This is a genomic window from Mesorhizobium japonicum MAFF 303099 (genome assembly GCF_000009625.1).
In the GTDB taxonomy this organism is placed as follows: domain Bacteria; phylum Pseudomonadota; class Alphaproteobacteria; order Rhizobiales; family Rhizobiaceae; genus Mesorhizobium; species Mesorhizobium japonicum.
Map to the genome: position 1 here is coordinate 3,307,590 of NC_002678.2, position 26,719 is coordinate 3,334,308.

Annotated in this window: 27 protein-coding genes and 1 tRNA gene; 12 read left to right on the forward strand and 16 right to left on the reverse strand. The window is 63.9% G+C overall.

The window, feature by feature from the left end; genetic code table 11:
- The first annotated feature begins 21 nt into the window (after nt 1-21).
- Nucleotides 22-2,076, forward strand: a complete 2,055-nt coding sequence (locus MAFF_RS17205; protein WP_010912209.1) for a M3 family metallopeptidase — start codon at nt 22-24, stop codon at nt 2,074-2,076.
- A 77-nt stretch (nt 2,077-2,153) separates the two neighbouring features.
- Here MAFF_RS17205 and MAFF_RS17210 read toward each other — a convergent pair whose 3' ends face one another.
- Nucleotides 2,154-3,089, reverse strand: a complete 936-nt coding sequence (locus MAFF_RS17210; RefSeq protein ID WP_010910050.1) for an IS110 family transposase — start codon at nt 3,087-3,089, stop codon at nt 2,154-2,156.
- A gap of 430 nt (nt 3,090-3,519) precedes the next feature.
- Between MAFF_RS17210 and MAFF_RS17215 the strand changes: the two genes are divergently transcribed.
- Nucleotides 3,520-4,458: an IS110 family transposase gene (locus MAFF_RS17215; protein WP_157866005.1), complete on the forward strand. Its 939-nt coding sequence runs from the start codon at nt 3,520-3,522 to the stop codon at nt 4,456-4,458.
- Between the two features lie 12 nt (nt 4,459-4,470).
- On the opposite strand, the gene MAFF_RS17220 is transcribed toward MAFF_RS17215, so the two are convergent.
- The 4 genes from MAFF_RS17220 to MAFF_RS17235 form a co-directional block, all read right to left on the reverse strand.
- Entirely contained in the window at nt 4,471-5,997 is a 1,527-nt protein-coding gene (locus tag MAFF_RS17220; protein ID WP_010912211.1) for a M81 family metallopeptidase, read from the reverse strand.
- A 20-nt stretch (nt 5,998-6,017) separates the two neighbouring features.
- Nucleotides 6,018-6,842 carry a carbohydrate ABC transporter permease gene (locus MAFF_RS17225; protein WP_010912212.1) on the reverse strand — a complete coding sequence of 275 codons (825 nt, stop codon included), beginning with the start codon at nt 6,840-6,842 and terminating at the stop codon, nt 6,018-6,020.
- Nucleotides 6,839-7,708: a carbohydrate ABC transporter permease gene (locus tag MAFF_RS17230; RefSeq protein WP_010912213.1), complete on the reverse strand. Its 870-nt coding sequence runs from the start codon at nt 7,706-7,708 to the stop codon at nt 6,839-6,841. Before MAFF_RS17230 ends, MAFF_RS17225 begins: the two co-directional genes overlap by 4 nt.
- 97 nt (nt 7,709-7,805) lie before the next feature.
- On the reverse strand, nt 7,806-9,032 hold the full coding sequence (locus MAFF_RS17235) for an ABC transporter substrate-binding protein (RefSeq protein WP_010912214.1): 1,227 nt from the start codon (nt 9,030-9,032) through the stop codon (nt 7,806-7,808).
- 181 nt (nt 9,033-9,213) lie between these two features.
- On the opposite strand from MAFF_RS17235, the gene MAFF_RS17240 reads away from it, so the two are divergent.
- Genes MAFF_RS17240 through MAFF_RS17250 form a run of 3 tightly spaced genes read left to right on the forward strand, consistent with a single transcriptional unit; the run spans nt 9,214 to nt 11,974 of the window.
- Nucleotides 9,214-9,984, forward strand: coding sequence for an SDR family NAD(P)-dependent oxidoreductase (locus MAFF_RS17240; protein ID WP_010912215.1), 771 nt, complete (start codon nt 9,214-9,216; stop codon nt 9,982-9,984).
- Between the two features lie 2 nt (nt 9,985-9,986).
- Nucleotides 9,987-11,054 (forward strand): ABC transporter ATP-binding protein, encoded by a 1,068-nt coding sequence (locus MAFF_RS17245; RefSeq protein WP_010912216.1) that lies wholly within the window; start codon nt 9,987-9,989, stop codon nt 11,052-11,054.
- 38 nt (nt 11,055-11,092) lie between these two features.
- Nucleotides 11,093-11,974 (forward strand): MurR/RpiR family transcriptional regulator, encoded by an 882-nt coding sequence (locus tag MAFF_RS17250; protein ID WP_010912217.1) that lies wholly within the window; start codon nt 11,093-11,095, stop codon nt 11,972-11,974.
- Nucleotides 11,975-12,167: 193 nt separating this feature from the next.
- Here the strand turns inward: MAFF_RS17250 and MAFF_RS17255 are convergent, their stop codons facing one another.
- Together MAFF_RS17255 and MAFF_RS17260 are read right to left on the reverse strand one after the other, a co-directional pair.
- The gene (locus tag MAFF_RS17255) at nt 12,168-12,476 is read right to left on the reverse strand and encodes a DUF167 domain-containing protein (RefSeq protein WP_010912218.1); all 309 of its coding nucleotides are present in this window, start codon (nt 12,474-12,476) and stop codon (nt 12,168-12,170) included.
- Nucleotides 12,477-12,489: 13 nt separating this feature from the next.
- A complete protein-coding gene (locus MAFF_RS17260; RefSeq protein WP_027047523.1) occupies nt 12,490-12,780 on the reverse strand; it encodes a YggT family protein in 291 nt (96 codons plus the stop codon).
- 145 nt (nt 12,781-12,925) lie between these two features.
- Here MAFF_RS17260 and MAFF_RS17265 point away from each other — a divergent pair.
- The 5 genes from MAFF_RS17265 to MAFF_RS17285 all read left to right on the forward strand — a co-directional run bounded on the left by MAFF_RS17265 (nt 12,926) and on the right by MAFF_RS17285 (nt 16,267).
- A tRNA-Ala gene (locus MAFF_RS17265) sits at nt 12,926-13,001 on the forward strand.
- Between the two features lie 317 nt (nt 13,002-13,318).
- Nucleotides 13,319-14,068, forward strand: coding sequence for a helix-turn-helix domain-containing protein (locus tag MAFF_RS17270; RefSeq protein ID WP_010912220.1), 750 nt, complete (start codon nt 13,319-13,321; stop codon nt 14,066-14,068).
- A 413-nt stretch (nt 14,069-14,481) separates the two neighbouring features.
- Nucleotides 14,482-15,540 (forward strand): SagB/ThcOx family dehydrogenase, encoded by a 1,059-nt coding sequence (locus MAFF_RS17275; RefSeq protein WP_244420804.1) that lies wholly within the window; start codon nt 14,482-14,484, stop codon nt 15,538-15,540.
- Nucleotides 15,541-15,606: 66 nt separating this feature from the next.
- Nucleotides 15,607-15,846 carry a hypothetical protein gene (locus MAFF_RS17280; RefSeq protein WP_010912222.1) on the forward strand — a complete coding sequence of 80 codons (240 nt, stop codon included), beginning with the start codon at nt 15,607-15,609 and terminating at the stop codon, nt 15,844-15,846.
- Nucleotides 15,847-15,946: 100 nt separating this feature from the next.
- Complete coding sequence (locus MAFF_RS17285) at nt 15,947-16,267, forward strand: hypothetical protein (RefSeq protein ID WP_044548423.1); 321 nt, start codon at nt 15,947-15,949, stop codon at nt 16,265-16,267.
- 50 nt (nt 16,268-16,317) lie between these two features.
- Here MAFF_RS17285 and MAFF_RS17290 read toward each other — a convergent pair whose 3' ends face one another.
- Genes MAFF_RS17290 through exbB form a run of 3 tightly spaced genes read right to left on the reverse strand, consistent with a single transcriptional unit; the run spans nt 16,318 to nt 18,486 of the window.
- Complete coding sequence (locus MAFF_RS17290; protein ID WP_044548425.1) at nt 16,318-17,265, reverse strand: energy transducer TonB family protein; 948 nt, start codon at nt 17,263-17,265, stop codon at nt 16,318-16,320.
- Nucleotides 17,262-17,729 carry a TonB system transport protein ExbD gene (gene exbD / locus MAFF_RS17295; protein ID WP_010912225.1) on the reverse strand — a complete coding sequence of 156 codons (468 nt, stop codon included), beginning with the start codon at nt 17,727-17,729 and terminating at the stop codon, nt 17,262-17,264. Before exbD ends, MAFF_RS17290 begins: the two co-directional genes overlap by 4 nt.
- Nucleotides 17,730-17,736: 7 nt before the next feature.
- Nucleotides 17,737-18,486, reverse strand: coding sequence for a tonB-system energizer ExbB (gene exbB / locus MAFF_RS17300; protein ID WP_010912226.1), 750 nt, complete (start codon nt 18,484-18,486; stop codon nt 17,737-17,739).
- Between the two features lie 231 nt (nt 18,487-18,717).
- On the opposite strand from exbB, the gene MAFF_RS17305 reads away from it, so the two are divergent.
- A complete protein-coding gene (locus tag MAFF_RS17305) occupies nt 18,718-19,389 on the forward strand; it encodes a cysteine hydrolase family protein (protein WP_010912227.1) in 672 nt (223 codons plus the stop codon).
- A 20-nt stretch (nt 19,390-19,409) separates the two neighbouring features.
- On the opposite strand, the gene MAFF_RS17310 is transcribed toward MAFF_RS17305, so the two are convergent.
- Nucleotides 19,410-20,351 (reverse strand): LLM class flavin-dependent oxidoreductase, encoded by a 942-nt coding sequence (locus MAFF_RS17310; protein WP_044551014.1) that lies wholly within the window; start codon nt 20,349-20,351, stop codon nt 19,410-19,412.
- A gap of 137 nt (nt 20,352-20,488) precedes the next feature.
- Nucleotides 20,489-20,644, reverse strand: coding sequence for a hypothetical protein (locus MAFF_RS40045; protein WP_010912229.1), 156 nt, complete (start codon nt 20,642-20,644; stop codon nt 20,489-20,491).
- Nucleotides 20,645-20,937: 293 nt separating this feature from the next.
- On the opposite strand from MAFF_RS40045, the gene MAFF_RS17315 reads away from it, so the two are divergent.
- Nucleotides 20,938-21,705 (forward strand): SDR family NAD(P)-dependent oxidoreductase, encoded by a 768-nt coding sequence (locus MAFF_RS17315; RefSeq protein ID WP_010912230.1) that lies wholly within the window; start codon nt 20,938-20,940, stop codon nt 21,703-21,705.
- A 292-nt stretch (nt 21,706-21,997) separates the two neighbouring features.
- On the opposite strand, the gene MAFF_RS17320 is transcribed toward MAFF_RS17315, so the two are convergent.
- From MAFF_RS17320 to MAFF_RS17335, 4 genes are all read right to left on the reverse strand, one after another.
- Entirely contained in the window at nt 21,998-22,942 is a 945-nt protein-coding gene (locus tag MAFF_RS17320; RefSeq protein ID WP_010912231.1) for an ABC transporter permease, read from the reverse strand.
- Nucleotides 22,939-23,994 carry an ABC transporter permease gene (locus MAFF_RS17325; protein WP_010912232.1) on the reverse strand — a complete coding sequence of 352 codons (1,056 nt, stop codon included), beginning with the start codon at nt 23,992-23,994 and terminating at the stop codon, nt 22,939-22,941. Before MAFF_RS17325 ends, MAFF_RS17320 begins: the two co-directional genes overlap by 4 nt.
- Nucleotides 23,994-25,484, reverse strand: coding sequence for an ABC transporter ATP-binding protein (locus MAFF_RS17330; RefSeq protein ID WP_010912233.1), 1,491 nt, complete (start codon nt 25,482-25,484; stop codon nt 23,994-23,996). The genes MAFF_RS17325 and MAFF_RS17330 overlap by 1 nt, the downstream gene beginning before the upstream one ends.
- Nucleotides 25,485-25,687: 203 nt before the next feature.
- Nucleotides 25,688-26,719, reverse strand: coding sequence for a BMP family protein (locus tag MAFF_RS17335; protein ID WP_010912234.1), 1,032 nt, complete (start codon nt 26,717-26,719; stop codon nt 25,688-25,690).

A 26,719-nucleotide genomic window follows, 5' to 3' on the forward strand; every position in this document is an offset into this window, starting at 1 on the left:
GACGCCAGCGAAAGACCCTTCATGCCCTCCACGAAAACCGTCGACATCGCCGCCCATCCGCTGACCGCGTGGCAAGGGCCGCTCGGCCTGCCCGACTTTGCCCATATTGGCGACAGCGATTTTTCGCCGGTCTTCGACGCGGCGCTAACGGCGCATGAGGCGGAGATCGATGCGATTGCCGGCAACAAGGACGCGCCGACGATCGAGAACACGCTTGCCGCGCTGGAACTCGGCGGCGAGGCGCTCGATCATGTCTCGTCGATCTTCTGGTGCCGCGCCGGCGCTTACACCAACGAGACCATCCAGGCGCTGGAGCGCGACATCTCGCCGAAGATGTCCAGGCATTTTTCGGCGATATCGATGAACGAGAAGCTGTTTGCCCGCATCGACGACCTCTACCAGCGTCGCGAGAGCCTTGACCTCGACGCCGAGACCCTGCGGGTGCTGGAGAAGACCTGGAAGGGTTTCGTCCGCTCCGGCGCCAAGCTCGATGCCGAGGGCAAGAAGCGGCTGGCCAGGATCAATGAAGAGCTGTCTTCGCTCGGTACGGCTTTCGGCCAGAACGTGCTGGCCGATGAGCGCGACTGGGCGCTGTTCCTCGACGAGGCCGACCTTGCCGGCCTGCCGGATTTCCTGAAAAGCTCGATGGCAGAGGCGGCCGAGATGCGCGGCCAGAAGGGCCGCTACGCCGTCACTTTGTCGCGCTCGATCTACGAGCCGTTCACGACCTTCTCGGAACGCCGCGACCTGCGCGAGATCGCCTTCAAAGCTTTCACCATGCGCGGCCAGAATGGCGGCGCCAGCGACAACACCGAAGTCGTGCGCGACATGCTGAAACTGCGCGCCGAAAAGGCCGAGCTGCTCGGCTACGCCTCCTTCGCCGCGCTGAAGCTCGACGACACCATGGCCAAGACGCCGAAGGCGGTGCACGACCTGCTCGATCCGGTCTGGGAAAAGGCGCTGGAAAAGGCCGCCGCCGACCAGAAGGAATTGGAGCGCCTGGCGGCGCAAGCCGGCAGCAACGAGAAATTCGCCGCCTGGGACTGGCGCTTCTACCAGGAGAAGCTGCGCGCGGAAAAATTCGCCTTCGATGAGGCGGAGCTGAAACCCTATCTGCAGCTCGACCGGGTGATCGACGCCTGCTTCGACGTCGCGACCAAACTGTTCGGCATCACCTTCGAGGAGAAAAAGGGCATCGTCGCCTGGCACCCGGACGCGCGCGTCTTCGTGGTGAAAAATGCCGATGGCAGCGAGCGCGCACTGTTCCTGGCCGATTATTTCGCGCGGCCCTCGAAGCGTTCCGGCGCCTGGATGAGCGCGCTGAAGTCCGGCTACAAACTTGGCAACGGCTCGAAGCCGGTGATCTACAACATCATGAACTTCGCCAAGCCGCCGGCAGGCGAACCGGCATTGCTGTCGGTCGACGAGGCGAAGACTCTGTTCCACGAATTCGGCCACGCGCTGCACGGCATGCTGACCGACGTCACCTGGCCGTCGGTTGCGGGCACCTCGGTCAGCCGCGATTTTGTCGAACTGCCCTCGCAGCTCTACGAGCACTGGCTGACGGTGCCGGCGGTGCTGGAGAAGCACGCGCTGCACGTCAAGACCGGCAAGCCGATGCCGAAGGCGCTGCTCGACAAGATGCTGGCCACGCGCACCTTCGGCGCCGGCTTCGCCACCGTCGAGTTTACGTCTTCCGCCTTGATCGACATGGCCTATCACGCTCGGCCAGATGCACCGGCCGAACCGCTTCGTTTCGAAGCCGAAACGTTGGAAAAACTCGACATGCCCGACACCATCGCGATGCGCCACCGCACCCCGCATTTCGGCCATGTCTTCTCGGGCGACGGCTATTCGGCCGGCTACTATTCCTACATGTGGTCGGAAGTGCTGGACGCCGACGCCTTCGCCGCCTTCGAGGAGACCGGCGATCCCTTCAACCCGGCACTGGCCGAACGGCTGCGCAAGAACATCTACGCCGCCGGCGGCTCGAAGGACCCCGAAGAGCTCTACACGGCCTTTCGCGGCAAGATGCCGTCGCCGGAGGCGATGATGGTGAAGCGCGGATTGGTGTAGCGCCTCTTCCTTCTCCCCTTGCGAGAGAAGCTGGATCGGTGCGCAGCGCCGAGACGGATGAGCGACTATCTGAGGTGTCAAGTTGCATTTGCGAATTCGTTACGCGCGTCGCGTGCTTTTGCATTGAGAATGACGAGCAGCTTGCGGGCGAGCGCAATGCGGATGACCATTTTCTCCTTTCCGGCAGTCTGCAACCGTTGCTTGAAAGCTGCCAGATGCGGATCATATTTGGCAACGATGCTGGCAACGAGAAAGAGGACGCCGCGCGGCCCTGCCCGACCGCCGCGCACTGGTCTTCGACCGCTGCGCTTGCCACTGTCATTGGCGATCGGCGCCAGGCCGGCCAACTTGGCGATGGCCTTGTTGGAGAGGATGCCGATCTCCGGCAACTGCGCCATCAGCCGCGCCACGGTGCGAGAGGCAACACCCTTGAGCGAGCGGAAGGCTCGGTCGAGGCATGCCCACAGCGGATCGTCATCGATGAGCGTGGCGATCTCACCTTCGAGCCTGCGGCTCTGGCGCGCAAGCAGCGCGATCACTTCATCGAGGCTGGCGATAGTTTCGGCGTCGGCGGTGCTCTTGCGCTGCTTTTGAATGGTGAGATCTCCTCCCACCTGGGAAAGCCGCGCAACCAGCGCCTTGAGCCGCTGCTGGGCCGCGCTCGGCGGCGGCGTCGGCTTGAGCCGCTTGACGGCACCATAACGGGCAATCACGGCGGCATCGATTCTGTCGGTCTTCTCCAGGAAACCCATTGCCTCGGCGAAGTAGCGAACGCTCCTCGCGTTGGCCATGCCGCAGGGTTGGCCCATCTCCCACAAGAGCAGGAAGGCCAGCCGTTCGTAGCCGCCACTGGCCTCCATGATGACGAGTTCGACATCATGGTTCTGACACCAGGCGGCCAGATCGGCGATGCCTGCCGCATCGTTGGCGAAGCGGTTTGCCGCTCCCATCGGCTCGATATGGGCGTCGAGCCAGTCTTTCGAAATATCTATTCCACAGAGGGTCGTGTTCACGGTAACCTGCCTTGTGCGTGCGATTGGAGCCAAGCGACTATTCGGTCGTGCGTGACGAAGACGAAGATCCCAGGCTCATCCACGGTTGTAGCCGCAGGGGTGTCGGGCGACTTCGCCAAGCCTCGAATCGGATGGCCGTCCGGTTCGAGGCTCAGTCGCTTCCATCGCACAAAGTCTCCTCCGTGCAGATACAAGGGGTGTTCCAGGGAACGCCTCACTCCGCTGGGACACCCCTTGTGTGTTTGGAATCATGCATAGTTAGGGGCGCCACGGACCAGGTGTTTGCCTGATCCGTGGCGGCGGTCGAGAGCCCGTCACCCCTCAGGTGCCGAAACCGTGGATGAGCTGGGGCCCGACCGCCTTCTTTGTGAACCCGAACAGTTGCAAGGGGCAAGCCCCCGCACACAAGGAAGGGACCGAGGAGATGGTTGTGCAAACGGTTCAGGACATCGGCATCGACGTTGCAAAGCGATGGCTCGACGTGGCCGTGTTTCAAACGCAGGAACAAGCGCATTTTGACAACGACAAGGACGGATGGGCCAAGCTGGTCAGATGGTTGCGGGGCCGTCCCGTGCGCGCCATCGGCATGGAGCCGAGCGGCGGCTATGAGCGCGGCGTGGCCAAGGCGCTGCGCAGCGTGGATCTGCCGGCCAGGAACGTCAATCCGCACAAGCTGCGCCACTATGCTCGTGCCCTTGGTCGGCTGGCCAAGAACGATCGCATCGATGCCCTGCTGATTGCGCGCTACACCGCCGAACTGCCGACCCGGCCGGTGCGTTGCGACCCCATCGCGGAGCAACTGGCCGATCTGGTTGTCGCCCGCAGGCAGCTTAGCGACGATAAGGTCAGCCTGGCCAATCAACTCGAGCAGCTACGCGAGCCGATGGTGAAGCGCATCTTCACCCAGCGGCTGCGTCGTATCGAATTCGATATCGCACTGCTCGCAAAGCGTATGGCCGAGCTCGTCGCAAGCCAGCCGGCCCTCGCGGCCAAGGATCGCCTGATCCAGTCCTTCCACGGCGCCGGTCCGGTCCTCAGCCATACCATACTGGCGCTGGCGCCGGAGATCGGGCAGGCCTCGCGACGCGAGATTGCAGCGCTTGCCGGTCTGGCACCCTACGACTTCGATACCGGCACCTTCAAAGGTCGTCGTATCATCTGGGGCGGCCGTCATGCCCTGCGAAGGGTGGTCTACATGGCTGCCCTGACCGCCAGCCGATCAAATCCCGTCCTCAAGGCTTTCCACCAGCGTCTCGTTGCCAAGGGCAAGGAACCCAAAGTCGCTCTCGTCGCCGTCGCCCGAAAGATCATGACCATCCTCAGCGCCATGCTCCGGCACAAACAACCCTGGAACCCACACAAAGCTTGAAAACACAGTTGCTCATCCGTCGCCTTCGGCGACACCTTCTCCCACAAGGGGAGAAGGGGGAGCCTCATCCTTCCACGGATCCGCCACCCTAGGCCACACAGGCCGCCTCAGCTTCTTGTAATCCGTCACCGCCGGGTTGCTCGGATACGAACTCGGCGCGGTGACGTAGATGATCTCCGCCGCGATCGGCTCGAAGCCCGCATAGAAATGGTTGGTCGACTTGATCAGCAGCATATCCTTGCCCAGCGGATCGACGCCGATATTGGAGAAAATGTCCGGCTCGAACGTCTGGGTGCGGTTGGTGTTGAGGATGATGTCGACCTCGGTGCCTTCGATGCGCACCAGCGCGGTCGGCCCGAGCGTCACCCGGCTCGGCCCGAAACTCTGCCAGCCCTCGGCAACGGCCTTCAGCACCTTGACGCGGGCGTCGATCGGTTCGCCCGCCTGCGGCCCGGCCTTGCCGCCGAAACGCAGGTCGATGACCGCGCCCTCGCCCGCCGCCAGGCAGAAGGTGACGGCGATCGGGTCCCAGATCGTCGCCACGCCGAATCTGTCGAGGCCGCGCGCCAGCATCTGCCGCAGCACGAAGGTGCCGTCGCCGGGAACGCCGCCGCCGGGATTGTCCCAGATGTCGGCGATGACCACCGGCTTGCCGGGTTTCTTGGCACGCACCGCGAGCGCCCGGTCGATGCCGTCGGCGGTATCGAGCATCGTCATCGCCGTCTTTTCGCGCAGTTCGTAGAGCTCGCGTCCCAGCAGCTCCGCCAACGCGTCGCCCCTGGCCTTGTCATTGTCGGTGACGACGAGGATGCGCGTGCCCATTTCCGGCACGTCGGCGGCCATGAAGCCGTGGATGACGGAAACCGACAGCACGCCGTCCTTACCGTGCAGCGCCTTGATGCGGTCGACGAAGGAGCGCATCGGCTCGCGGCTGGTCGGCAGCACCTGGATCATGCGGCAGTCGAAGGTCGAAATGACAGGCTTGATCTCGCCGCGCGCCGCGGCCAGCCCCAGCTCGACGACATGCTCGCCGCGTTCGTAGAAATCGGTGTGCGGGAATTCGAGGAAATAGGCCATGATGTCGGACGCCGCCACGCGCTTGGGCGTCAGGTGGCTGTGCGGATCGAATTCCGAGGCGATCACCACATCAGGCCCGACAATCGCCCGCACACGTTCCAGCAGATCGCCTTCGCAATCGTCATAGCCTTGCGCCACCATGGCGCCGTGCAGCCCGAGAATGACCGCGTCGACTGGCAACGCCGCCTTCAACTGATCGAGGATCTCGTCGCGCAGCGCCTCGAAGGTCTGCCGTTGCACCAGGCCGCCGGGCTCGGCCCAGGTCGCGGTGCCTTCGATCACGGTCAGCCCTTCCTTGGCCGCGCGCCGGCGCAAGGCGACGATCGGCGAAGAGCACAGCGTCGGCGTCTCCGGATGCCTGCCCGGTCCGGCATAGAAGGCCATCTCGAACGAGGCCCGGTCTGTCGGCACCGGCGAAAAAGTGTTGGTTTCCGTCGCCAGCGATGCGGTGAAGATGCGCATGAAAACTCCGCGATATCAGGCTATTTGACAGCCCCGAGCGCCAATCCCCTGACGAGGTAACGCTGCAGCCAGATGAACAGGATCGCCACCGGCAGTGTCGCCAGCAGTGTCGCCGCCATGACGTGATGCCACTCGATCGTGTAGCGCCCGGCGACGAGCGAAAAGACCTGGATCGGCAGGGTGTAGCTCTCCTGGCTGCGCAGCATGGTCAACGCCACGACGAACTCGTTCCAGGCGTTGATGAAGGTGAAGATCGCCGTCACCGCGATCGCCGGCAGGCAGAGCGGCAGGAACACCTTGCGCAGGGTCAGCCAGCGGCCGGCGCCTTCCATCCAGGCGGCCTCTTCGAGGTCGCGCGGAATGGTGTCGAAATAGCTCTGCAGCATCCACACGGTGAAGGCGACGTTGAAAGCCATGTAGATGAAGCCGAGTGCCGTCGTCGATTCGACCAGCCCCCAGGCGGCCATCAGCCGGAACAGGCCGAGCACCAGCACGATCGGCGAAATCATCTGCGAGATCAAAAGGAACTGGCGGAAGGCACCGTAGCCGGCAAAGCGAAAGCGCGACATAGCGTAGGCTGCGGGGACGGAGATGAGGATGGCGCCGACCGTGGCGATGATCGAGACATAGAGCGAATTGGCCAGCGCCTGGCCGAAGCCGGTCGCCACCCACATGTCGGAGAAGTTGGACCAGCGGAACTCGCTTGGCCACCATGTCGGCGACAGTACCTCCTGCCTTGGCTTGACCGCGGTGAGGAACATCACCGCGAAGGGAAAGATCGTCACCACGATCAGCGGCGCCAAAAGCAGCCAGGCGATGATGGTGCGTTTGAGTTTGCTGGTCATGCGCGCTGCTCCCGCATCGCCAACCGCACATAGATCATGGTGAAGACCAGCAATATGGCGAACATCACCAGCGACACCGCCGAGGCCTCGCCCAGTTTGCCGATGCGGAAGGCGAGCTTGTAGAGGTGGGTGACCAGGATGTCGGTCGAGTTGGCCGGCCCGCCCTGCGTCATCACCCAGATGATCGGGAAGGAGTTGAAGACGTAGATGGTGTTGAGCACGATGGCGATGTTGATGAACGGCTTCAGCAGCGGAAAGGTGATCTCGCGGAACTGCTGCAGCGGCGTGGCGCCCTCGAGCGCCGCCGCCTCGTAGAGATCGTCCGGGATCGACGACAGGCCGCCGAGGAAGATCGTCGTGGTGAACGGCACCGTCACCAATATGCCGATCAGCACCTGCATCGGGAACGCCGTCTCGGCGCTGGCCAGCCACTGGATGTTGTGGTCGATCAGGCCAAGGCCGAGCAGCGCCGAATTCAGCATGCCGCTTTCGCCGCTGAGCGCCCAGCGCCAGACCACGGCCGTCATGGTCAGCGACACCGCCCAGGGCAGCATGATGATGACGCGGGCAAGGCCGCGGCCGTAGAAATCGGTGTTGAGGATCATCGCCACCGGCACCGACAAAAGCAGCGCACCGCCGACCACCAGCACGGTCCACACACCGGTGCGCCAGAGTGCCGCGACGAAGTCGGGATCGGCGGCAAGCGACGCGAAATTGGCAAGGCCGCTGAACTCGCGCAACTGGCCGAAGCGGTTGACGTCATGCGTCGAGATCTGGATGAGGTCCCAGACCGGCCAGAAGATGACGACCGCCGCCAGGAACAGGCTGGGCAAGGTCAGGAGATAGGGCAGGAAACGATTTTGCATCGGCTGGCCTGGCTGGCGAATCCAAAATTCGCATCTGCAAGATGTGGCGCGCCCCGCCTGAGTCTGGGGCGCGCCACGGGGCGCAGGGAGATACGCCCTATTTCTTCAGCACTGCATTGGCCTTCGCCGCCGCGTCCTTCAGGCCTGCCTCGGGGTCGCCGCCGAGATAGATCTTCTGCATGGCGTCGGACGTGATCTGGGCGATCTCTTCCCAACCCGGAATGACCGGCGCGAAGCGGGCGTCGGGCAGCAGCGCGGTGAAGGCGGCGAGATCGGCATTGTTGACGTAATAGTCCATCTTGGCCTCTTCCTTGTTCACCGGCAGGAAGCCTTCGCCTTGCGTGAACTTGGCGCGCTGTTCCGTGGTGAACAGGAAGTCGAGCAGCTTCCAGGCCTCATCCTTGTTCTTGGAATTCTTGAACATGATGATGGAATCCGTGACGCCATAGGTGCCCCGCGCGCCGGTCGGACCGGCCGGAATGGCCGCCACGCCGTATTTCAGCTTCGGCGCTTCGTCCTTGATCTGGTTGGACAGGAAGGGTGCGGTGATCATCATGCCGACCTTGCCCTGCTTGAACAGGTTCTGCACGTCTTCGCGGTTGTTGGAAGTGACGCCGGGCTCGGTCAGCCCCTCATCGATCATCGACTTGTACAGCTTTGCGGCTTCGAGCGCGCCCGGCGTCCCGAGGCCCGACGTGCCGTCCTTGTTGAGGATCTCGGTGCCTTGCGACCACATGGCGTAGTAGTAATAGACGTCGGTCTCGATCTCCTTGCCCTGCAGGCCGAAGCCGAAGGACCCCAACGCCTTGATCTTGCGCGCATCGTCCTGCAGCTCGGTCCAGGTCGCCGGCGGCTTGGCGATGCCGGCCTTCTCGAACAGCTCCTTGTTGTAATAGAGCGCGCGCGCCGAAGCGGCGATCGGCAGGCCGTAGGTCTTGCCGTCCATGATCGAGGGCGACAGGAAGGTGTCGATGAAGCGGCCCTTGAAGTCAGGCTTGATGTAGCTGTCAAGCGGTTCGGCGACGTCCTGCTGGACGAAGTCGATCAGCCAGCGCGTGCCGATGATCGACAGGTCAGCATTGGTGCCGGCGGTGATGTCGGTGGTCAGCTTCTGCAAGAGCACATCCCACGGCACGACCTCGAACTTTATGGTGATGCCGGGGTTCTTGGCCTCGAATTCCTTCTTCACCGCTTCGAAATACGGACCGGTCTTGGCGCTGTATTCGGCGACGGTGACGCGCACTTCACCCGCATTCGCCTGCGCCGCGAAGGCCAGCATGCTCATTCCGGCCATCAGGCCGACAGTCCATTTGGCAAGGCTCATCTGATCTCTCCCATTGTTCCGCGCATTTGCGCTCCTTGCGCCGATGGCTGGCGCAAGATTTATGTGACTTTCCTACATTATCGAGGAATTCACGGCATGCAAGCGGATTATCATGTTGCTTAATTACATTCTTTTCAGTAGCCTGCCGGCATCTGCCTGACCTGCGGGAGGAGCAAGCGCCGTGGTTTCGAAAGCCGAATTCGAAGGCCGCACTGTCGTCGTCACCGGTGCCGGCGGCGGCCTTGGCTCGGCGATCGTCGCATTGCTGGCCGGAAGGGGCGCCCGAGTGGTCGGCTGCGACCAGTCGCAGGAGGCGCTGGCAAGCCCGCACCTTGCCTCGCGCCATGTCTTCAACCTTCTCGACAGGGCTTCGATCGAGGCGGGGATCGCCGCCGTGCTGGACAAGGACGGCGTGCCCGACATCCTGATCAACAATGCCGGCTGGACGCGCGCCGAGACGATTTCCGCGCTCGATGCCGACAGGATCGAACACGAGCTCGACCTCAATCTGACCGGGGTGATGATGTTCGCCGACCCTATCGCCAAGGCAATGGCGGCGCGCGGCTCGGGCAGCGTCGTCTTCATCTCCTCCGTCAACGCCATCGCGCATTTCGGCAATCCGGCCTACGCCGCGGCCAAGGCCGGCATCAACGCCTATGCCAAATCGATCGCCGTCGAACTCGGCCGCCGTGGCGTACGCGCCAATGTCGTCTGCCCCGGATCGATCCGCACCGCCGCCTGGGACCATCGCCTGGCCAAGGATCCGGAAATCCTGGGCAAGCTCAAGCGGCTCTACCCACTCGGCCGCATCGTCGACGCCTCGGAAGTGGCGGAAGCCGTGGCTTTCCTTGCATCCGACCGCGCCTCGGGCATAACAGGCGTGGTGATGCCCGTGGATGCCGGACTGACCGCCGGCTGCCTGCCGTTCATCGACGACATATTGGGAGCGTGACCATGACCGACGTCCTGTTTCGCAACCTGTCGAAATCCTTCGGCCAACACCGGATCCTCGAGGACATCAACCTCGACATCAAGACCGGCGAGTTCGTGGTGCTGGTCGGCCCGTCCGGCTGCGGCAAGTCGACCTTGCTGCGCATGCTGGCCGGCCTGGAGACGATCAGTTCCGGCGACCTCATGATCGGCGGCACGCGGGCCAACGATTTGCCACCACAGCAGCGCAACATCGCCATGGTGTTCCAGTCCTATGCGCTGTTCCCGCATCTGAAAGCCTCGGACAATATCGGCTTCGGGCCGAAGATCCGTGGCGAGAGCCGCGCCGCGATCGATGACAAGGTCAAGAAGGCCTCCGGGGTGCTCAACCTCTTCTCCTATCTCGACCGCTATCCCCGCCAGCTCTCGGGCGGCCAGCGTCAGCGCGTCGCCATGGGCCGCGCCATCGTGCGCGAGCCGTCAGTGTTCCTGTTCGACGAGCCGCTCAGCAACCTCGACGCACAGTTGCGCGTGCAGATGCGCACCGAGATAAAGGCGCTGCACCAACGGCTGAAATCGACCATCGTCTATGTCACCCACGACCAGATCGAGGCCATGACCATGGCCGACCGCATCGTCGTGATGGACCGCGGCCGGATCCAGCAGGCCGGCCCCCCGCTCGAGCTTTATGACCGGCCGGCCAACAAGTTCGTCGCCGGCTTTCTTGGCTCGCCGTCGATGAGCTTTGTCTCCGGCGCCCTCAAGGCGACGCCCGGGAAAAGCTGGTTCGAATCGGCCGGCGGCGGACGGCTTGCGCTTGCCGGCAAGGCGGCGCCGGCTGGCAATGCGGTGGAGGCCGGCATCCGGCCCGAGCACTTCATCATCGGCGAGGCCGCCGATGCCATGGCGCTCAAGGTGGATGTCGTCGAGCCGACGGGCTCCGAAACCCATGTCTATGGCGCCATCGGCACGGATACGGTACGCGCCGTGTTCCGCGACAGGGTGCCGGTAAAGCCGGGCGACCTGCTGCCGGTCTCGGTCGATCCCGGCAACATCCATCTGTTCGACAAGGCGACGGGCCTGCCGCTATAAGGCCGAGAAGGCAACGGCATGAAGACGAAACAACAAACATGAAGACGCCGGCCGACATCATCACGCGGCTGCAACTGATGTCGCAGGACGGCACCAAGTCGGACCGCCGGTTGGCCGGCCTTGTGCTGTCCGATCTCGATTTCGCTTCCAAGGCGGCAATCTCGGAGATTGCCGCGCGCGTCGGCGTCAGCGAACCGACGGTGACGCGCTTTTGCCGCAATCTCGGCTGCGAGGGCCTGCGCGACTTCAAATTTTACCTGGCCCAGGCCATCGCCATTGGCGGCCAGTATCTGTCGCCCGAACCGCTGAGCCGCGACGCGCGTGAGCAACGCATCGCCTCGGCCATCACCGAAGCGGCGATCTCTGCCATCCAGCGCGCCAGCGAGAACCTCGACATGACGACGCTGGTCGCCGTCGCCCAGCGGCTTGCGACGTCGGGCAATGTGCTGTGCATCGGCTCTGGCGGCATCTCCTCGATGATGGCGACCGAGATGCAGAACCGGCTGTTCCGGCTCGGCCTGCCGGTGCTGGCGCAGATCGACGGCCAGCTGCAGCGCATGTATGCCGCCGTTGCCACGCCAGAAACCACGCTGGTCGCCTTTTCGGTGTCCGGCTATGCGCGCTCGGTCATCGAGGCGGTGCAGGTCGCCCAGCAATATGGCGCCACCACGGTCGCCATCACCGCGCCCGATTCGGCGCTGGCCAAGGCCGCCGACACGGTCATCCATTTGCAGCCGCTCGAGGACGGCAACATCTACAAGCCGACATCGTCGCGCTACGCGCTGCTGGCGATCGTCGACATGATCGTCACCTCGGTTGCCGAGACGCGCGGTCCGAAAGTGCTGGAGAATTTGCGCCGCATCAAGCAGAGCGTGAACACGCTCAAGGTCGACGACCCAAGGCTGCCACTAGGGGATTGAGAGGGCGAGCGCGCCGGGCGAAGACCCCCTCACCCGGATTGCCAACCGAATTGCAAAGGGCAATTCAGGACAATCCGACCCTTCCCCGAGGGGAGAGGAGGTAGCCAGCGCCGGCGCTTTCCTCGTCTCCCCCACGGGGAGAAGGTGGCCGCGAAGCGGCCGGATGAGGAGGCACCGCCTAGCAGAGCTAGGCTCAGCCGAGCGCCTCGACGCGCTGCGCCAGCGCCTCCGGATCACCCACGATGCGCACAGTCTTCAGCCGGCTCGTGCCGCCGGCAACCACCGAAACGGACGATGCCGGCACGCCCAGCGTCTTGGCGACCAGTCTCTCCAGCGCTTGATTGGCGGCGCCGTTTTCCGGCACGGCGCGGACCCGTGCCTTCAAATGGCTTCGCCCGTCCGCCGATGTTTCGACGCCTTCCAACCTGTCCAGGGAAGATTTTGGCGTCAGCCGCACGAACAGGTCGATGCCGTTCTCGCGGATGCGGAGCGGCGCGCTCATGCGATCACCGGGCTCAAAGCACCAGCGGCGCCACCGTGGTGAGGATGAACTGCCTGACGAAGAACAGGATCAAGAGCAGGATGATCGGCGAGATGTCGATGCCGCCAAGGTCCGGCATGAAGCGACGGATCGGCCGCAGCGCCGGCTCAGTCAGCCGGTAGAGCATGTTGCCGATGCTGCCGACGAACTGGTTGCGCGAATTGACGACATTGAAGGCGTAGAGCCAGGAAAAGATCGCCGAGGCGATGATGATCCACCAATAGAGGTCAAGCGCCATGACGATGGTTTGAATGAGGGCGAGCATGCCGGTCTCCAATTGTTGCCGACATGTAGCCATTGCGCACGAAGCCGGCAAGGGCCGGCAGCCCGCGCGCCAGGCAACGAGGATTTCGGCAATGCCGCCTTGACAGAAATCAGCCGCGCCCGATAAATGCGCCACTTGCTGGAACGGGGCTGTAGCTCAGCTGGGAGAGCGCATCGTTCGCAATGATGAGGTCAGGGGTTCGATCCCCCTCAGCTCCACCAGCAAAGTGATCGGTTCTCCTCTTTTCTGCCGCGCCGCCAGGGCGCATGGTCGTCCCATGCGGCGTTCAAAACCAATGTCACCCCAAAGAAAGCCACAGGCGACTTCGCGATGTCCCGGGCAAGGCAATTGTCAATTGGACTTATGGCGATGGCTGTTGCCGGATCGCCGCTATTTTTTTTGGAAGCCGCCCCATTAGAGTGGCGTTCTCAAATCAGTTTTTTCTGTGTGTTGTGACAAGGCGTTTCGGCGGGGGCGACCGAAGGCGCTATATGGATTCCTGAGTCGAAATGAAGAATTCGCCTGCGAAAGCAAAGACGTGTCCATTCGCGAGAACCTCGCTGCAAATCTCAGACGGCTCTGCAAGGACCATGCCTCCGTAAGCGCGGTATGCCGTGAGTTGGGTATCAACCGCACGCAGTTCGAGCGCTACCTGCAGGGGCAGACTGTTCCGAACAAGGCCACGGCCAAGCTGATCTGCGACTACTTCCGCATCGACGAAGCCGAGCTCTACCAGGACCCTGGTGCCCCCGAGCACAGGGCACCCGGTCTGCCGCCGATTTCCGAAAGCCTGTTCAACCAGATGATCCGCCCACCCGCCCCTTCGATCGCGGGCGGCACCTATTTCACCTACTTTTCGATCCCTGCCCGTCCCGACCTCTTGATGCGGTCGGTGACCTTCGTGCGTCGCGAGGCCGAGCTGGTCACATTCCGCAGGGTCACCGGGTGGTCGGAGCGCCGCGGCTCGACATGGGCGCGGGCGCGCGGCAACCATTATGGGGTGGCGATCTCGCGCCTGAACTGGATCTATTTCAGCGGCGTCAACCGACGCCAGACCGGCGAACCGTCGCTGATCTCCGTGCAGTGGGCTCCCATCTCCGAACCGGTGCTGACGGGCAAGGCCATGCTTCTGACCGAGGCCGGGCCGGCCTTCGTATCGGTCATCATGCGGCAGGATATTTCCGGTATCCGGCCGCGGCATGCGATCCGCATGGCGCATGTCGTCAGGCTCGACGATCCCGGCATCGATCAACTCGTCGCCAGCCTCGCTCGGGACGGGCTTGGCTAACCGATCGGTTACGCTAAATAAGAATAAGAATATCCCGAAAAAGCGTATGCTAGCGATTGCCTACTCCATATCTGAGAAAAATCGATATTTTAGACTTTATCGACAACAAAGATATTTTAGATCACATTGGCTTTACTACAATTTTAACAAACCATTAACTCTTTCGACCTTACCTTTCCTCATGCGGATCCCGCTGTGGGGGTCTTTCAACAGATCCCATTGGGGGGTCGGGAAAGGGACGAAAATGGCCAAGAAAGTGAACAATGCCCCGAAGCTGACGGTTGCCGCGGGCACGCAGACCGTCTTCTTCTCGCAGGGCATGCACTACAACAAGCGCTGAAGCTTTTCGGCGCCGATGGGCGGTTCGCCTGTCGGCGCCTCGCATTCACAAAACGGCTTTCAGCATCATGAAAATGCGCTCTTCAAAAACGCTTGTCTTCTATCCCGGGACCAACAAGGTCACGGCCTGCAATTTCCTGACCCGCAGCGTCTTCGAATGCAGCCCCGAGGTGATCGGTCTTCTCGCATCCTGGGACGAATGGGCCTCCGCGGCTGAGATCGCTCGCGCCCACGGATGGTTGAAATCCGACCTCGATGCAGTCGTCCCGCAATTGCTTGATTTTTCCGCCCTGGTCACCGCCGGCTCGCCGCTGGCCGAACAGGAAACAGAATTCTCCGGACAGTGGAACTGGGGCATCCCGACCGCGCTGATGCACTTCTGCGTCCAGGACTCGGAGTTCATGACCATTGAACAGGCCGAGGCCCGCCAGATCGAACGCGCCGGTCACGTCGCGCAGCCCGACCTCATGCTCAAGAACGCCGCCGGCGCCATTCGCCTGCCGAACGCACTTGACGACAACGAACTCCTGACCCTGATGGCGCGGCGCCGCACCAACCGCACCGCCGCCGCTCCCACCATCACCGCGCAGCAGCTCTCCGACTGCCTGTTCGCGGGCATGGGCATCACTGGCGAGACCAGCAACTGCGTCGGCGCCCTGCCGCTGGGCATGACCCCTTCGGGCGGCGCGCGCAACCCTTACGAGGCCTATGTGGTTGCGCTTGGCGTCGAGGGCCTTGAGCCCGGCGTCTATCACTATTCCGCAGCCGATCACGACCTCGGCAGGATCTCGGCCAACCATCTGCCGAAGATTTCCGAACTGGTCGGCGGGCAGGAATGGGCTGATGCCATGCCTTGCCTGATCCTGCTTTGCGCCAGGCTCGACCGCACCATGTGGAAATATGAGGATGCCAACGCCTATCGCGTCGTGCTGATCGAGGCCGGCCATATCGGCCAGAACATGATGTTGGCGGCGACCAGGCATGGTCTGTCGGCCTGCCCCACGGCAGCGCTCAGCCATTCGGCGATCAAGCGGCTTCTCGGCCTCGACCGCCTCACCGATGCACCCATCTATGCGTTGACCCTTTCGACCCCGGAACCAAGCCCGCATTCGGCGGGTCAATCTATTAATTAGCCGTCTTAGTATGTCCGTAGCAGCCAGTACGCGTCCCTGAGTTCCACCAGATGACAGGAGAAGCACGTGGCAAATCAGTCCCTACGCCAGTCAGAGATCGATAGCCTTCAATATATCGCGACGATGAGCAACGAGCTCGTGCAGATGGCCGAAGCAAGCCGTTTTCCCATGATCTCCTACCTGCTCGGCATGGCCTATGCCGAAGCCTTCGACGTGCTGCGCGGCGCGCGGCCGGCAAGGCATGCGCAGCTCAGCGGCAACCCGATGCATGCCAAGCCGAAGGACGCTCAGCCACGCAGAGCGTAGCGGATGCAACCCTGTGCGCGCCGGCGCCGTGATCCCTGCCTTGATCGCCCGCGGCCCGCAAATGGACGCCTATGCATAGAGATTCGAGGGGGATCCGCCAATGAACATGATCGTACCCATCAGGAGCGCCGACGCCAGGGAGAGTGTCTTCGGCCGGCTCCAGACCCTGATCGCCGGCCGGCCGGCATCGCCGGATGCCGCACGCGCCGAGGCCCGGCAGCTGATTTCCCTGGCGATGGCCGGCGCCTGGCAGGCCGACAGCCTGTGGGGCGCGGCGGACGCCTTCCACGCCCATTTCGACTTCATGATGCAGACCGTCGAGATCAACGGCGCCGATGACCCGAACCTCAGGATACTGCGCACGAAATGCCGTTTCTACCTGGAGCAGGTCGAAGCGCTGTGCCAGTCGATGAGCCATTGACTGCTATTCGTACAAAGATCGGGCAGCACCGGCATCTGGCCGGCCCTTGCTTAATCCCGCAAATTGAACACGAAGGGCGCCGTGCGGCTGACGCGCGCGCCGAGCTCCGGCGGAGGTGCCGGCACCGTTGCGCCTTGCAGCACGGCCAGCGCGGCGCGGTCGAGGTCAGGATCGCCTGAAGAACGGGCCACGCGCGCCGATTGCACTTGGCCGGATGCGTCCACCGTGAAGGTCACGTTCACATTGCCCTGCGCTCCCCTGGATTTCGCCGCACTGGGATAACGCTTGTGCCGGTTGATCCATGCCGCCAGCCGGGATTCCCACTTGGCCGGGCTGACACCCGAGAACCCCGCAGCCGATTTCGGCGCGGCCGTCCTGGCCGCCGGCCTTGTCTGCGCGCTTGCGGTGGCAACCGTCCTTGCCGGCTCGGCCTTTTCCTTCCTTGGCCGCGGCTTGGGCTGTTCGGCCGGTTTTTTCACCTTGGCCTGGACCGGTTTCTTTTCCCTGGGTTCCTCGACCAGCTTCGGCCGCGGCAGCGGAACGACGACCTCTGGCGTCACGGCCTCGACGATGTCGGGAATGACCTCGTCCGGCGGCGGCTGGTCGACCGGTTCGGCCTTGGCTGTCTCGGTCGGCCGGACCTCATCGGGCGGCGCCGTTTCCGGTTGCTCGGCGGCCGGCTCGGTCTGTTCGGGCACTTTCTCGGGCTCGCCTTCGGCGACCCTCTCGGCCTCCTCGACGGGTTCCGCCTCATCGGGCATCGCCGCATCCAGCATAGCGGCCTGTTCGGGCACGGCCGGCGTCACCACCATCGGTACCATTTCGATCACCGGGGCCGGCGGCCCGCCATCCGTCTCGACCGGACTGAAGCTCTGCACCGCATAGGCGACCGCGACATGGGCGCCGAGCACCAGCGCCGCCGCCCCTGTCCACAAGCCGAGATCTCGCCGGCCGAAGCGCGACAGGTAAGTCGTTGGCAGGGCGGCGGACTGCGTCATGGCGCGGCCGTTCCCGCCGCAGCAGGTGCCGGTGCATCGGCCGCGGGCGCCGTCTCCAGGCCGACCAGCGCGATCTTCAGATAGCCGGCGCCGCGCAGCAGGTTCATCGCCTCCATCAGGTCGCCATAGGCGACCGCCTTGTCGGCGCGCAGGAAGATGCGCGTCTGCTTGTCGCCCCTGGTCCTGCTGTCCAGCACAGCCGCGACGGCCGGGCGCGGCACGGTATCGTTGCCGATCGCCAGCGTAAGATCATCCTTCAAGGTCAGGAACAGCGGCGTTTCCGGCTGCGGCGCGGGTGTCGCCGTCGAGCCCGGCAGGTCGACATTGACGTCCACCGTCGCCAGCGGTGCGGCCACCATGAAGATGATCAGCAGCACCAGGATGACGTCGATGAAGGGCGTGACGTTGATCTCGTGGCTCTCCTCGAGGTCGTCGTCCATGCTTTGGCGGATTCGGCCTCCCATGGCGTCGCTACTCCGCCGCCAGCGCCGTTGCCGGCGCGACCGTGCGGAAATCCAGGTCGCGGCTGACCAGCCTCTCGACGCCCGCCGAGGCATCGGCGAGGATCTGCCGGTAGCCGGCTATCGAGCGGGCGAAGACATTGTAGATCACCACTGCTGGAATTGCCGCGACGAGGCCCATCGCCGTGGCCAGCAGCGCCTCGGCGATGCCCGGCGCGACCACTGCCAGATTGGTGGTCTGCGCCTGCGAAATGCCGATGAAGGCGTTCATGATGCCCCAGACCGTGCCGAACAGGCCGACGAAGGGCGCCGTGGAGCCGATCGTCGCCAGCACGCCTGTGCCGCGTGACATGCGCCGCGACGCCGCCGCCTCGATGCGCGACAGGCGCGAGGTGACCCGTTCCTTCAACCCGTCGCCGCCGACATGGTCGAGCGCGCCGGCCGAGAGTGCGGTCTCTTCTTCCGCTGCCTTGACCAGAAGCGCGCCGGGCCCGCCGCTGCGGCCGAGCGCGCGGCTCGCCTGCTTCAGCGTCGCGGCATCACCGATCGCGCGAACGGCGCGGCGGATACGCAACTTGCCGCCAAGAATCTCCAGCGATTTGGCCAGCCATATCGTCCAGGTGACGAGCGAGGCGAAGGCCAGTCCGATCATCACCGCCTTCACGATGATGTCGGCGGCTATGAACATGCCCCATGGCGACAGATCGTGCGGCAGGTTGAGCTCCATTGGCTTTCTCCAATGCGGCCGCCGATTTCCCATTTCTGGCCTCGGCTGTCCGATGTCAGGGTTGATTATGAAACATGAGTATACAAGTCAACATTGAAGATGACTGCAACAGTCAACACTTCGTTGGGACAGCCTGTGGCGTTCGCCGAAGGCAGGTCGATGCCCGCGACATCCTGCTTCTCCGCGTCACAACCGCGGCCTGAGTGGACGACTTGAACTTCGCCAGTCAGGATGGCTCTCACGACGGCAAGGAGACACTTTCGGATGATCAAGGCAACGCCCTTCGACTTCCCCTATGACGGCAGGCTGGTGGCCGAAAACACGGCACTGATCGTCATCGACCTGCAGCAGGATTTCCTGTCGACCACGGGCTATTTCGCCAGAAAGGGATATGACCCCTCACCGCTGCGGGCGATCCTGCCCACGGTGAACTGGCTGATCGCCGCTTCGCGCAAAGCCGGCGTCAGGGTCATCCATACCAGGCAGGGCTATCGCGCCGACATGGCCGACATGACGCCTTACGAGAAGTGGCGCCGCAAGCGCTCCGGCCTCGACGGCACCGATGTCCTGCTGCGCTCGGGCGCGGGGTTCCAGATCGTTCCGGAGATCGATGTCGCGCCGCAGGACATCATCGTCGACAAGACCTGCAACAGCGCCTTCACCTATACGGATTTCGAGCTTGTGCTGCGCGCGCAAGGCATCACGCACCTGATGTTTTCCGGATGCACGACCGATGTCTGCGTCCACACTACGCTGCGCGAGGCCTGCGACCGCAATTTTCAGTGCCTGACGATCTCGGACGCCTGCGCCAGTGGCGACCAGAAAGCTCACGAGGCGGCCCTGCACATGGTGACGGTCGAGGATGGCGTCTTCGGCGTCCTGGCCGATTCAGCCGCCGTCGTCGATGGCCTGTCGCGGCTTGGCGACAGGCGTTAGACCACAGTAGTCTACAGTCTTCAGCGGGCTACCCGCGTCTCCAGCCCGGCGTGAGGCGCATAGGCGCTCGGCTGGAAAGCATCATGTTCGCGGCGCGCCAGCGAGTTGCGCAGTAGGGAAATCGTTTCCCGGCCGGCCGTCGCGATCTCGCGCGACGTGTCGACGCCGACGATCATGAATTCATCGATCCCGAGCCCGGCATAGGCAAGCAGCGACAAGGCGACCTGGGCCGGCGGCCCGGACAGGTCGACCGCCTTGTGGCCAGTGGCGGAAGCGCCCTGGTGGATCCGCACCGGAAGCGCGAAGCGCAGCTTGCCGGCCCGGCCATGTTCGGCCGCGGCGCCACGCACCCGCTCCATCAACTGCCTGACATCATCGATCGAGCCCGGCGCCAGTTCGAAGACATCGGCATGCCGGCCGGCCACTTTCAGCGCCGTTCCCGATTGCCCACCCATGCGGATGGTCAGGTCGGCGCCGTGCGGGCCTTTGCGCGGCACGTAGCCACCCTTGATGCTGTAGAAGGCGCCTTCATGGTCGAAAGGCCGGTCGTTCGACCAGAGCCGCTTCAAAAGCACGAGATATTCATCGATACGCTGCCAGACGATGCTGTGTCCGACCGGCCGTGACTCGGCATCGTCATCGTTCAACGGCTCGCTGATCATGCGGAGCGCCAGCCGTCCCCCGCTTTTTCGATCGATCGATGCCAATTGGCGCGCCGCCACGGTCGGCTCGACGACGCCCGCCCAATGGGTCAGCACGACCTCGAGCGAAGCGGTGCGGTCGAGCACCTGAGCGGCAAGATCCATATTGGTCAGCAGCCCGGCCGAATCGTCGACGACGATCTTCTGAAAGCCGCCATCCTCGATCAGTCCGAGCTTGGTCGCCGTCTCGGCAAAATCATAGAAAAACGGAATGGCGGCGTCGGCGGTCTTGCCGGGGACATGGGTGAATTCGATCGGCATTGTCATCTCCTCCATCGCTGGAATCATGGATGCGCTGAAATTCGAATCACGGACGCGCGCAAACGCACCGGGATCCGGTTCATTCAACTCCGATTGCCTGAAAACAGTGGGGAAACTAACCCTGTCGATCTGGTACCTTAGGGAATGAGGCCCAGAACGACGGCCCCGGTGAACACAAACGCAAGGGCAAAGACAAGATAGGCGAAAGCTCCGGCATAGGCCGGGCGAAAGGTCTGGGCATTGGCCAGCCTCTGGCCGCTGCTGTCAGTCTGAGCGTTCTGGATATAGGACATATCGACCTCCGTCTCGCCGGTTAATCTATAAAACTTGTAGACTTTGTCGATTGCTATTTTTGAGCTCTAGGCAGAATAATTTTCTCATTTCAGGAGCTAAGTTGGTTGTGAGTTGCTGGGATCGCTTGCCGGGGCGATCGCTCGGCAGGGCATGAGCCTTGCTCCAGACGCACCCGAATGGACCTATGTCCTTGTTCCCCCTGCACCCAATTGGTCCATTGGCCGCCTTGTGCGGGCGCGGTAGCATCGCCCGATAAGCAAACGCGAACTGGATCGAACGGGGAGTAAAAAGCATGGGCGAAAGACTGGCCGGCAAGGTCGCCATCATCTCGGGCGGCGCGACGGGAATGGGCGGCGCGGCTTCTGAGTTGTTCGCGGCCGAAGGCGCCAAGGTGGCGATCATCGACCGCAATGGGGAGGCAGCCGCTGCCACGGCAGCGGCGATACGCGCGCGGGGCCGTGTCGCCGAGCATTTTGTCGCCGACGTGTCCGACGAGGCGCAGGTCCAGGCGGCGGTGAAGGGCGCGACCGAAAAACTCGGGCCTGTCACGGTGTTGTTCAATCACGCCGGCACCATCGTGATCAAACCGTTCCTGGAGACGACCGTGCAGGAATGGGACTGGCTGCATGCGGTCAACGTGCGCTCGATGTTCCTGATGACGCGTGCCGTGCTGCCCGGCATGATCGCGGCGGGCGGCGGCTCGATCGTCTGCACCTCGTCGATCTCGGCTGTGGCGGCAACACCGATGGAGGTGCTCTACGACACCACCAAGGGCGCCTGCCACATGTTCGCGCGCGCCATCGCGGTGGAGTTCCGTGACCGCAACATCCGCTGCAACGCCGTCTGCCCCGGCTTTATCAGGACGCCGCACGGCCTGCGCGAGGTCGCCGACCTCGGCAAGCTCGGCGTCGACGTTTCGGACGCGGCATTGGCGGCACAGCAGGGCCGCATCGGCGAGCCGGAAGAGGTGGCCAAGGCTGCCCTGTATTTGGCCAGCGACGAGTCGAGCTTCGTCAACGGCGCGCATCTGTTCGTGGACAATGGCTTTACGGCGATGTGAGGGCGTCCCAGGCCAGCTTGGCGCCCTTCCTCTCCCCCGTCGATCGGCGGAGAGGTGTCGAGCGCAGCTCGACGGAGTGGGGGTCGACCCTTGGCGCGGTGCAGGAAGATTCTTGCGCCTTAGTGCCCTTTCTATCGTTGGCGACGGCTGCCAGGTGGTTCCCCCACTCCGTCGCTGCTTCGCAGCGCCAACCAAACCGCTTGGCGCTGCGACGGACGCATAGGGGGAGAAGTGTTACCCATGTATCCGGTTTAAAGTGTTACCCATCTATCGGCTGGACAGCACCACTCGTCTACCGCTCTTCCTTGCGAAACGGCTTCAGCAACGCCGAGGGCGCCACCGCGTTGCGTGACATCACAGCCATCGCAACGATGGTGAAGATGAAGGGCAGCATCAGGAACGCCTCATAGGGGATATGTCCGAGCCCGCTCGCCTGCATGCGCAGCTGCAGCGCATCGACGAAGGCGAACAGCAGTGCGGCGCCTGCCGAGCGCCATGGGTCCCAGCGGCCGAACACGACCAGCGCGATCGCCACCCAGCCGCGCCCGGAGACGACGCCGAAGGTGAAGGCGTTGAATTGCGCCATCGACAGGAAGGCGCCGGCCAGTCCCATCAGGGCGCCGCCGAGGATGACGGCCTGGAAGCGGGTGGCAATGACGCTGACGCCGGCCGAATCGGCGGCGCGCGGATTCTCGCCGACCATGCGCACCGACAGACCCCAGGGCGTGCGGTAAAGCACGAAGGCAGCGAGCGGTATGGCGATGATTGCCATGTAGACCAGCGCGAACTGGTTGAACACAGCCGGCCCGAGCACCGGAATGTCCGATAGAACCGGGATCGGCAGCGTCTGAAAACCCTTGATGGCAGGCGGTACCGATTGCTGGCCGAAGATCAGCCGGTAGAGGAAATAGGCAAGGCCGGACGAGAACAAAGTCACGCCGATGCCGCAGACATGCTGGCTGAGGCCCAGCGCCACGGTGAACAGCGCATGCAGCGCGCCCATCAGCATCCCGGTCAGCACCGCCACCAGGACGCCGAGCCACAGGCTGCCGCTGAGGCTGGTGGCGGTGAAGCCGGTCATGGCGCAGAGCAGCATGATGCCTTCGATGCCGAGATTGAGCACGCCGGCGCGCTCGGAGAACATCTCGCCGAGCGTGGCGAAGGCCAGCGGCGTGGCGATGCGGATGATGGCGGCCAGGAAGCCGACCTGGAAGATCTGTTCGAACACCGCGCTCATGAGGCGGCTCCGACGCGGCGAATGCGATAGGCGGTGAACAGCAGCGCCACCAGCATGGCGAGCAAGGCGGTCCCCTGGATGACGTCGCTGAGGAAGGCCGGCACGCCGGTCGCGCGCGACATCGCCTCGGCGCCGGTCATCACGGCGGCGAGGAAGATCGCCGCCGGCACCACGCCCAGCGGATTGAGCCGCGCCAGCATGGCGACGACGATGCCTGAATAGCCGTAGCCAGGCGAGATGTCGCTCATCACCTGGAAATGCACGCCGCCGACTTCACCGACGCCGGCGAGCCCGGCCAGCGCGCCGGACATGAGCGCGGTCGAGAGCAGCACCCGCTCGACGTGGATACCGCCATAGCGGGCGGCTTCCGGGCTCTCGCCGGTGACCCTGATGCGGAAGCCAAGCGTCGTGCGCGCGATGAGGAACCAGATCAGCGGCGCGGCGATCAGCGCCACGATGACGCCCAGATGCAGCCGCGTGCCTTCGATCAGCACCGGGAAATTGGCCGAATCCTCGATTGGCGGCGAGATCGGATAGCCGCTGAAGCTGTCCTTCCATGGCCCTTCGATCAGCGCCATCAGCGCGTAGTAGATGACCGAGTTGAGCAGCAGCGAGCTGACGACATCGTCGACCTTGAATTTGACCCGCAGCGTCGCGGGCACCAGCGCGACCACTGCGCCGGCGGCGGCGCCGGCGATTGCCATCAGCAGCATGGCGAGCGGCCCCGGCATCGGGATCGCGCCGACAAAGCAGCTGGCGACCGCACCGGCCAGCAACTGGCCCTCGGCACCGATGTTCCAGAATTTGGCGCGGAAGGCGACGGCGACCGCCAGCCCGGTGAAGATCATCGGTGCCGCGCGCACCAGCGTTTCGGTGATTGCGTAGCTGTCGCCGAGCGAGGCGGTGAACATCACGCCGTAGGATTCCAGAACGCCGGCGCCGGCTAGTGCGATCAGGCCGCTGCACAGGACAAGCGTCGCCGCGATCGCCACCAACGGGAGCGCGAGATTGAACCAGGTCGGCGTCGAGGTGCGGACTTCCAGGCGAAACATCAGCTGTGACCCTCCGCCCCGGTCATCAGCAGGCCGAGCCGCGCGACCGTCGCATCAGCACTGTCGAGCGTGCCGACAATGCGGCCCTCATACATCACCGCGATGCGGTCGCAGAGCACCAGCAATTCTTCCAGATCCTCGCCGATGACGATGATGCCGCAGCCCTTGGCGCGCATGTCGAGGAACTTTTCGTGAATGAAGCGGGCCGCACCAATGTCGAGGCCGCGCGTCGGCTGCGAGACGATCAGGACTTTCGGGTCGAAGGCAAGCTCGCGCGCCAAAAGCGCCTTCTGCAGATTGCCGCCGGACAACGCGCCGGCGCGCGTCATCGGTCCGGGGCATCTGATATCGTAGGCCTTGATCTGTTCTTCGGCGAAGGCGCGGATCGCATCCGGCTTGAGCAGCCCCTTGCTGCTGAACGCGGCGGTGCCGATGCGTGGCAGCACCATCGAATCGGCAAGCGGCAAATTGGTGACCAGACCGGTCGTCATGCGGTCCTCCGGGATGCGGCCGAGCCCGAGCGCCTGCACCTCGCTCGGCGAAAACCGCGACACCGTCTGGCCGGCGATCGTCATGCGGCCGGCATCGGGTGCGCGCACGCCCGAAATCACCTCGGCGAGCGCCCGCTGGCCATTGCCCGACACGCCGGCAATGCCGAGGATTTCGCCGGCACGAACGGCAAGCGACACGTCGCGCAGCGCCGTGCCCGCATGCGTCGAGGTGGAAATGGCGTCGAGCGTCAGCACCGCTTCGCCCGGCGTCGAAGGCCCTCTGGCTGGCGGCACGATCTCGTGGCCGCACATCAGCTGCGCCATGGCGGCGGACGTCGTGTTGGCCGGATCGTCGACACGGCCGGCGACACGGCCATGCCGCAGCACCGTGCAGCGATGGGTGAGCGCCCGCACCTCGTTGAGCTTGTGCGAGATGAAGATGATGCCGAGGCCCTGCGCCGCCATCGAGCGCAGCGCCGAGAACAGCCCGTCCACCTCGCTCGGCGCCAGCACCGCCGTCGGCTCGTCGAGGATCAAGAGCCTGGCGCCGCGAAACAGCGCCTTGACGATCTCAAGCCGCTGCTGTTCGCCGACCGACAGGGCGGAAACCGGCAGGTCGGGATCCAGCGTCAGCCCATGCTGGCGGCCGATTTCGGCCAGCCGCGCCAGCCCGCCGGCGCGATCGATCCGCCCCGATTTGCCTGGAATGCCGATGAGCAGATTCTCCAGCACCGTCAGCCGCGGCGCCAGGTGAAAATGCTGGTGCACCATGCCGATGCCAGCTGCCAGCGCATCGGCCGAACTCGTGATCCGCACGGGGCGACCCTGGATGAGGATTTCCCCGGCATCCGGCGCATAGGCGCCGAACAGCACGTTCATCAGCGTCGTCTTGCCGGCGCCGTTCTCGCCCAGCAGGCCGAGGATTTCACCGGGCGCGACGCTGAGATCTACAGCCTCGTTCGCCTTGACGGCGCCGAAGCTCTTGGTGATGCCGCGCATTTCGATGAGTGGGGCGGGCGTCGGCAAGGCAGGATCCTGGTGGCGTTGGAGCGGCTCCTCACCCTCCCCCTTGTGGGGAGGGTCGGCTTACGATCGTAGCGAAGCGAAGATCGTGAGACGGGGTGGGGGTACGGCGCTGAAAACCCCCGCCCCGCTCCGCTTCGCGGATCGACCCTCCCCACAAGGGGGAGGGTAAGCAAGCCTCAATCCGAAACCGGCGTGTTCTCGTCGACATCCACCCGGAAATTGCCCTCGAGAATCTCCGCCTTCTTCTTCTCGACCAGATCCTTGACCTCGGCCGGCAGCGTCTTGTCGAACTTGTGGTAGGGGGCGAGGTAGGAACCGCCCTTGGCCATGCGTGAGAAATCGCCATAGTCCTGCGCGGTGTAGACGCCGGCCTTGACCAGCTTGATCGCCTGTTCGACCGTCGGGTACATATCCCACACCGGGCCGGTGATGACCGTGTCGGGGCCGAGGCTCGACTGGTCCGACATGTTGGAGATGGCGAGGATCTTCTTCTCCACCGCCGCCTCGATGACGCCGAAGCGCTCGGCATAGATGACGTCGACCCCGGCATCGATCTGCGCGACCGCGGCTTCCTTGGCCTTCGGCGGATCGAAGAAGGAGCCGATGAAGGCGACCTTCTTCTTGACGTTCGGGTTGACCTCCTTGGCGCCGGCAAAGAAGGCGTTGACCAGCCGGTTCACTTCCGGAATGCCCATCGCCGCGACGGCGCCCACCGTGCCCGACTTCGACATCTTGCCGGCGATCATTCCGGCGAGATAGGCGGGCTCATGGATCCAGTTGTCGAAGACGCCGAAATTGGGTTCGGCCGGACCAGCGCCAGAACCGAACAGCCAGGCGGTCTTCGGGAACTGCTTGGCGGTGCGGCGCGATTCACGCTCGGCGGCGAAGGCGTCGCCCAGCACCAGTTGGTAGCCGCCTTGCGCATATTCGCGCATGACGCGGCTGAAGTCGGCGGTCTGCACCTTTTCCGACCATTTGTATTCGATGCCGAGTTCCTTCTCCGCCTTCTGCAGGGCGACATGGATCTGGTTATCCCAGGGCTCCTCGATCGGCGTGGCGAAGATCGCCGCAACCTTCAGTTTCTTGTCCTTGGCGAAGGCCGCACCCGGCAGCATCGCAGCAGCCAGGCCAAGCGCACCCAGCTCCAGCACGTTGCGCCGCGAAATCCCTTCGCGTGTCGAGGAAAATTTGTTCTTCCGGTTTTCCAT

Coding starts and splice junctions, on each gene's coding strand:
- MAFF_RS17225 (WP_010912212.1), bottom strand. CDS start 6,842: ATGACCAGCAAACTCAAACGCACCATCATCGCCTGGCTGCTTTTGGCG.
- MAFF_RS17320 (WP_010912231.1), bottom strand. CDS start 22,942: ATGAGCGCGGTGTTCGAACAGATCTTCCAGGTCGGCTTCCTGGCCGCC.
- MAFF_RS17205 (WP_010912209.1), top strand. CDS start 22: ATGCCCTCCACGAAAACCGTCGACATCGCCGCCCATCCGCTGACCGCG.
- exbB (WP_010912226.1), bottom strand. CDS start 18,486: ATGGGAAATCGGCGGCCGCATTGGAGAAAGCCAATGGAGCTCAACCTG.
- MAFF_RS40045 (WP_010912229.1), bottom strand. CDS start 20,644: ATGTCCTATATCCAGAACGCTCAGACTGACAGCAGCGGCCAGAGGCTG.
- MAFF_RS17285 (WP_044548423.1), top strand. CDS start 15,947: ATGAACATGATCGTACCCATCAGGAGCGCCGACGCCAGGGAGAGTGTC.
- MAFF_RS17250 (WP_010912217.1), top strand. CDS start 11,093: ATGAAGACGCCGGCCGACATCATCACGCGGCTGCAACTGATGTCGCAG.
- MAFF_RS17275 (WP_244420804.1), top strand. CDS start 14,482: ATGCGCTCTTCAAAAACGCTTGTCTTCTATCCCGGGACCAACAAGGTC.
- MAFF_RS17245 (WP_010912216.1), top strand. CDS start 9,987: ATGACCGACGTCCTGTTTCGCAACCTGTCGAAATCCTTCGGCCAACAC.
- MAFF_RS17255 (WP_010912218.1), bottom strand. CDS start 12,476: ATGAGCGCGCCGCTCCGCATCCGCGAGAACGGCATCGACCTGTTCGTG.
- MAFF_RS17310 (WP_044551014.1), bottom strand. CDS start 20,351: ATGCCGATCGAATTCACCCATGTCCCCGGCAAGACCGCCGACGCCGCC.
- MAFF_RS17325 (WP_010912232.1), bottom strand. CDS start 23,994: ATGTTTCGCCTGGAAGTCCGCACCTCGACGCCGACCTGGTTCAATCTC.
- MAFF_RS17290 (WP_044548425.1), bottom strand. CDS start 17,265: ATGACGCAGTCCGCCGCCCTGCCAACGACTTACCTGTCGCGCTTCGGC.
- MAFF_RS17260 (WP_027047523.1), bottom strand. CDS start 12,780: ATGCTCGCCCTCATTCAAACCATCGTCATGGCGCTTGACCTCTATTGG.
- MAFF_RS17330 (WP_010912233.1), bottom strand. CDS start 25,484: ATGCGCGGCATCACCAAGAGCTTCGGCGCCGTCAAGGCGAACGAGGCT.
- MAFF_RS17315 (WP_010912230.1), top strand. CDS start 20,938: ATGGGCGAAAGACTGGCCGGCAAGGTCGCCATCATCTCGGGCGGCGCG.
- MAFF_RS17220 (WP_010912211.1), bottom strand. CDS start 5,997: ATGCGCATCTTCACCGCATCGCTGGCGACGGAAACCAACACTTTTTCG.
- MAFF_RS17235 (WP_010912214.1), bottom strand. CDS start 9,032: ATGAGCCTTGCCAAATGGACTGTCGGCCTGATGGCCGGAATGAGCATG.
- MAFF_RS17305 (WP_010912227.1), top strand. CDS start 18,718: ATGATCAAGGCAACGCCCTTCGACTTCCCCTATGACGGCAGGCTGGTG.
- MAFF_RS17230 (WP_010912213.1), bottom strand. CDS start 7,708: ATGCAAAATCGTTTCCTGCCCTATCTCCTGACCTTGCCCAGCCTGTTC.
- exbD (WP_010912225.1), bottom strand. CDS start 17,729: ATGGGAGGCCGAATCCGCCAAAGCATGGACGACGACCTCGAGGAGAGC.
- MAFF_RS17335 (WP_010912234.1), bottom strand. CDS start 26,719: ATGGAAAACCGGAAGAACAAATTTTCCTCGACACGCGAAGGGATTTCG.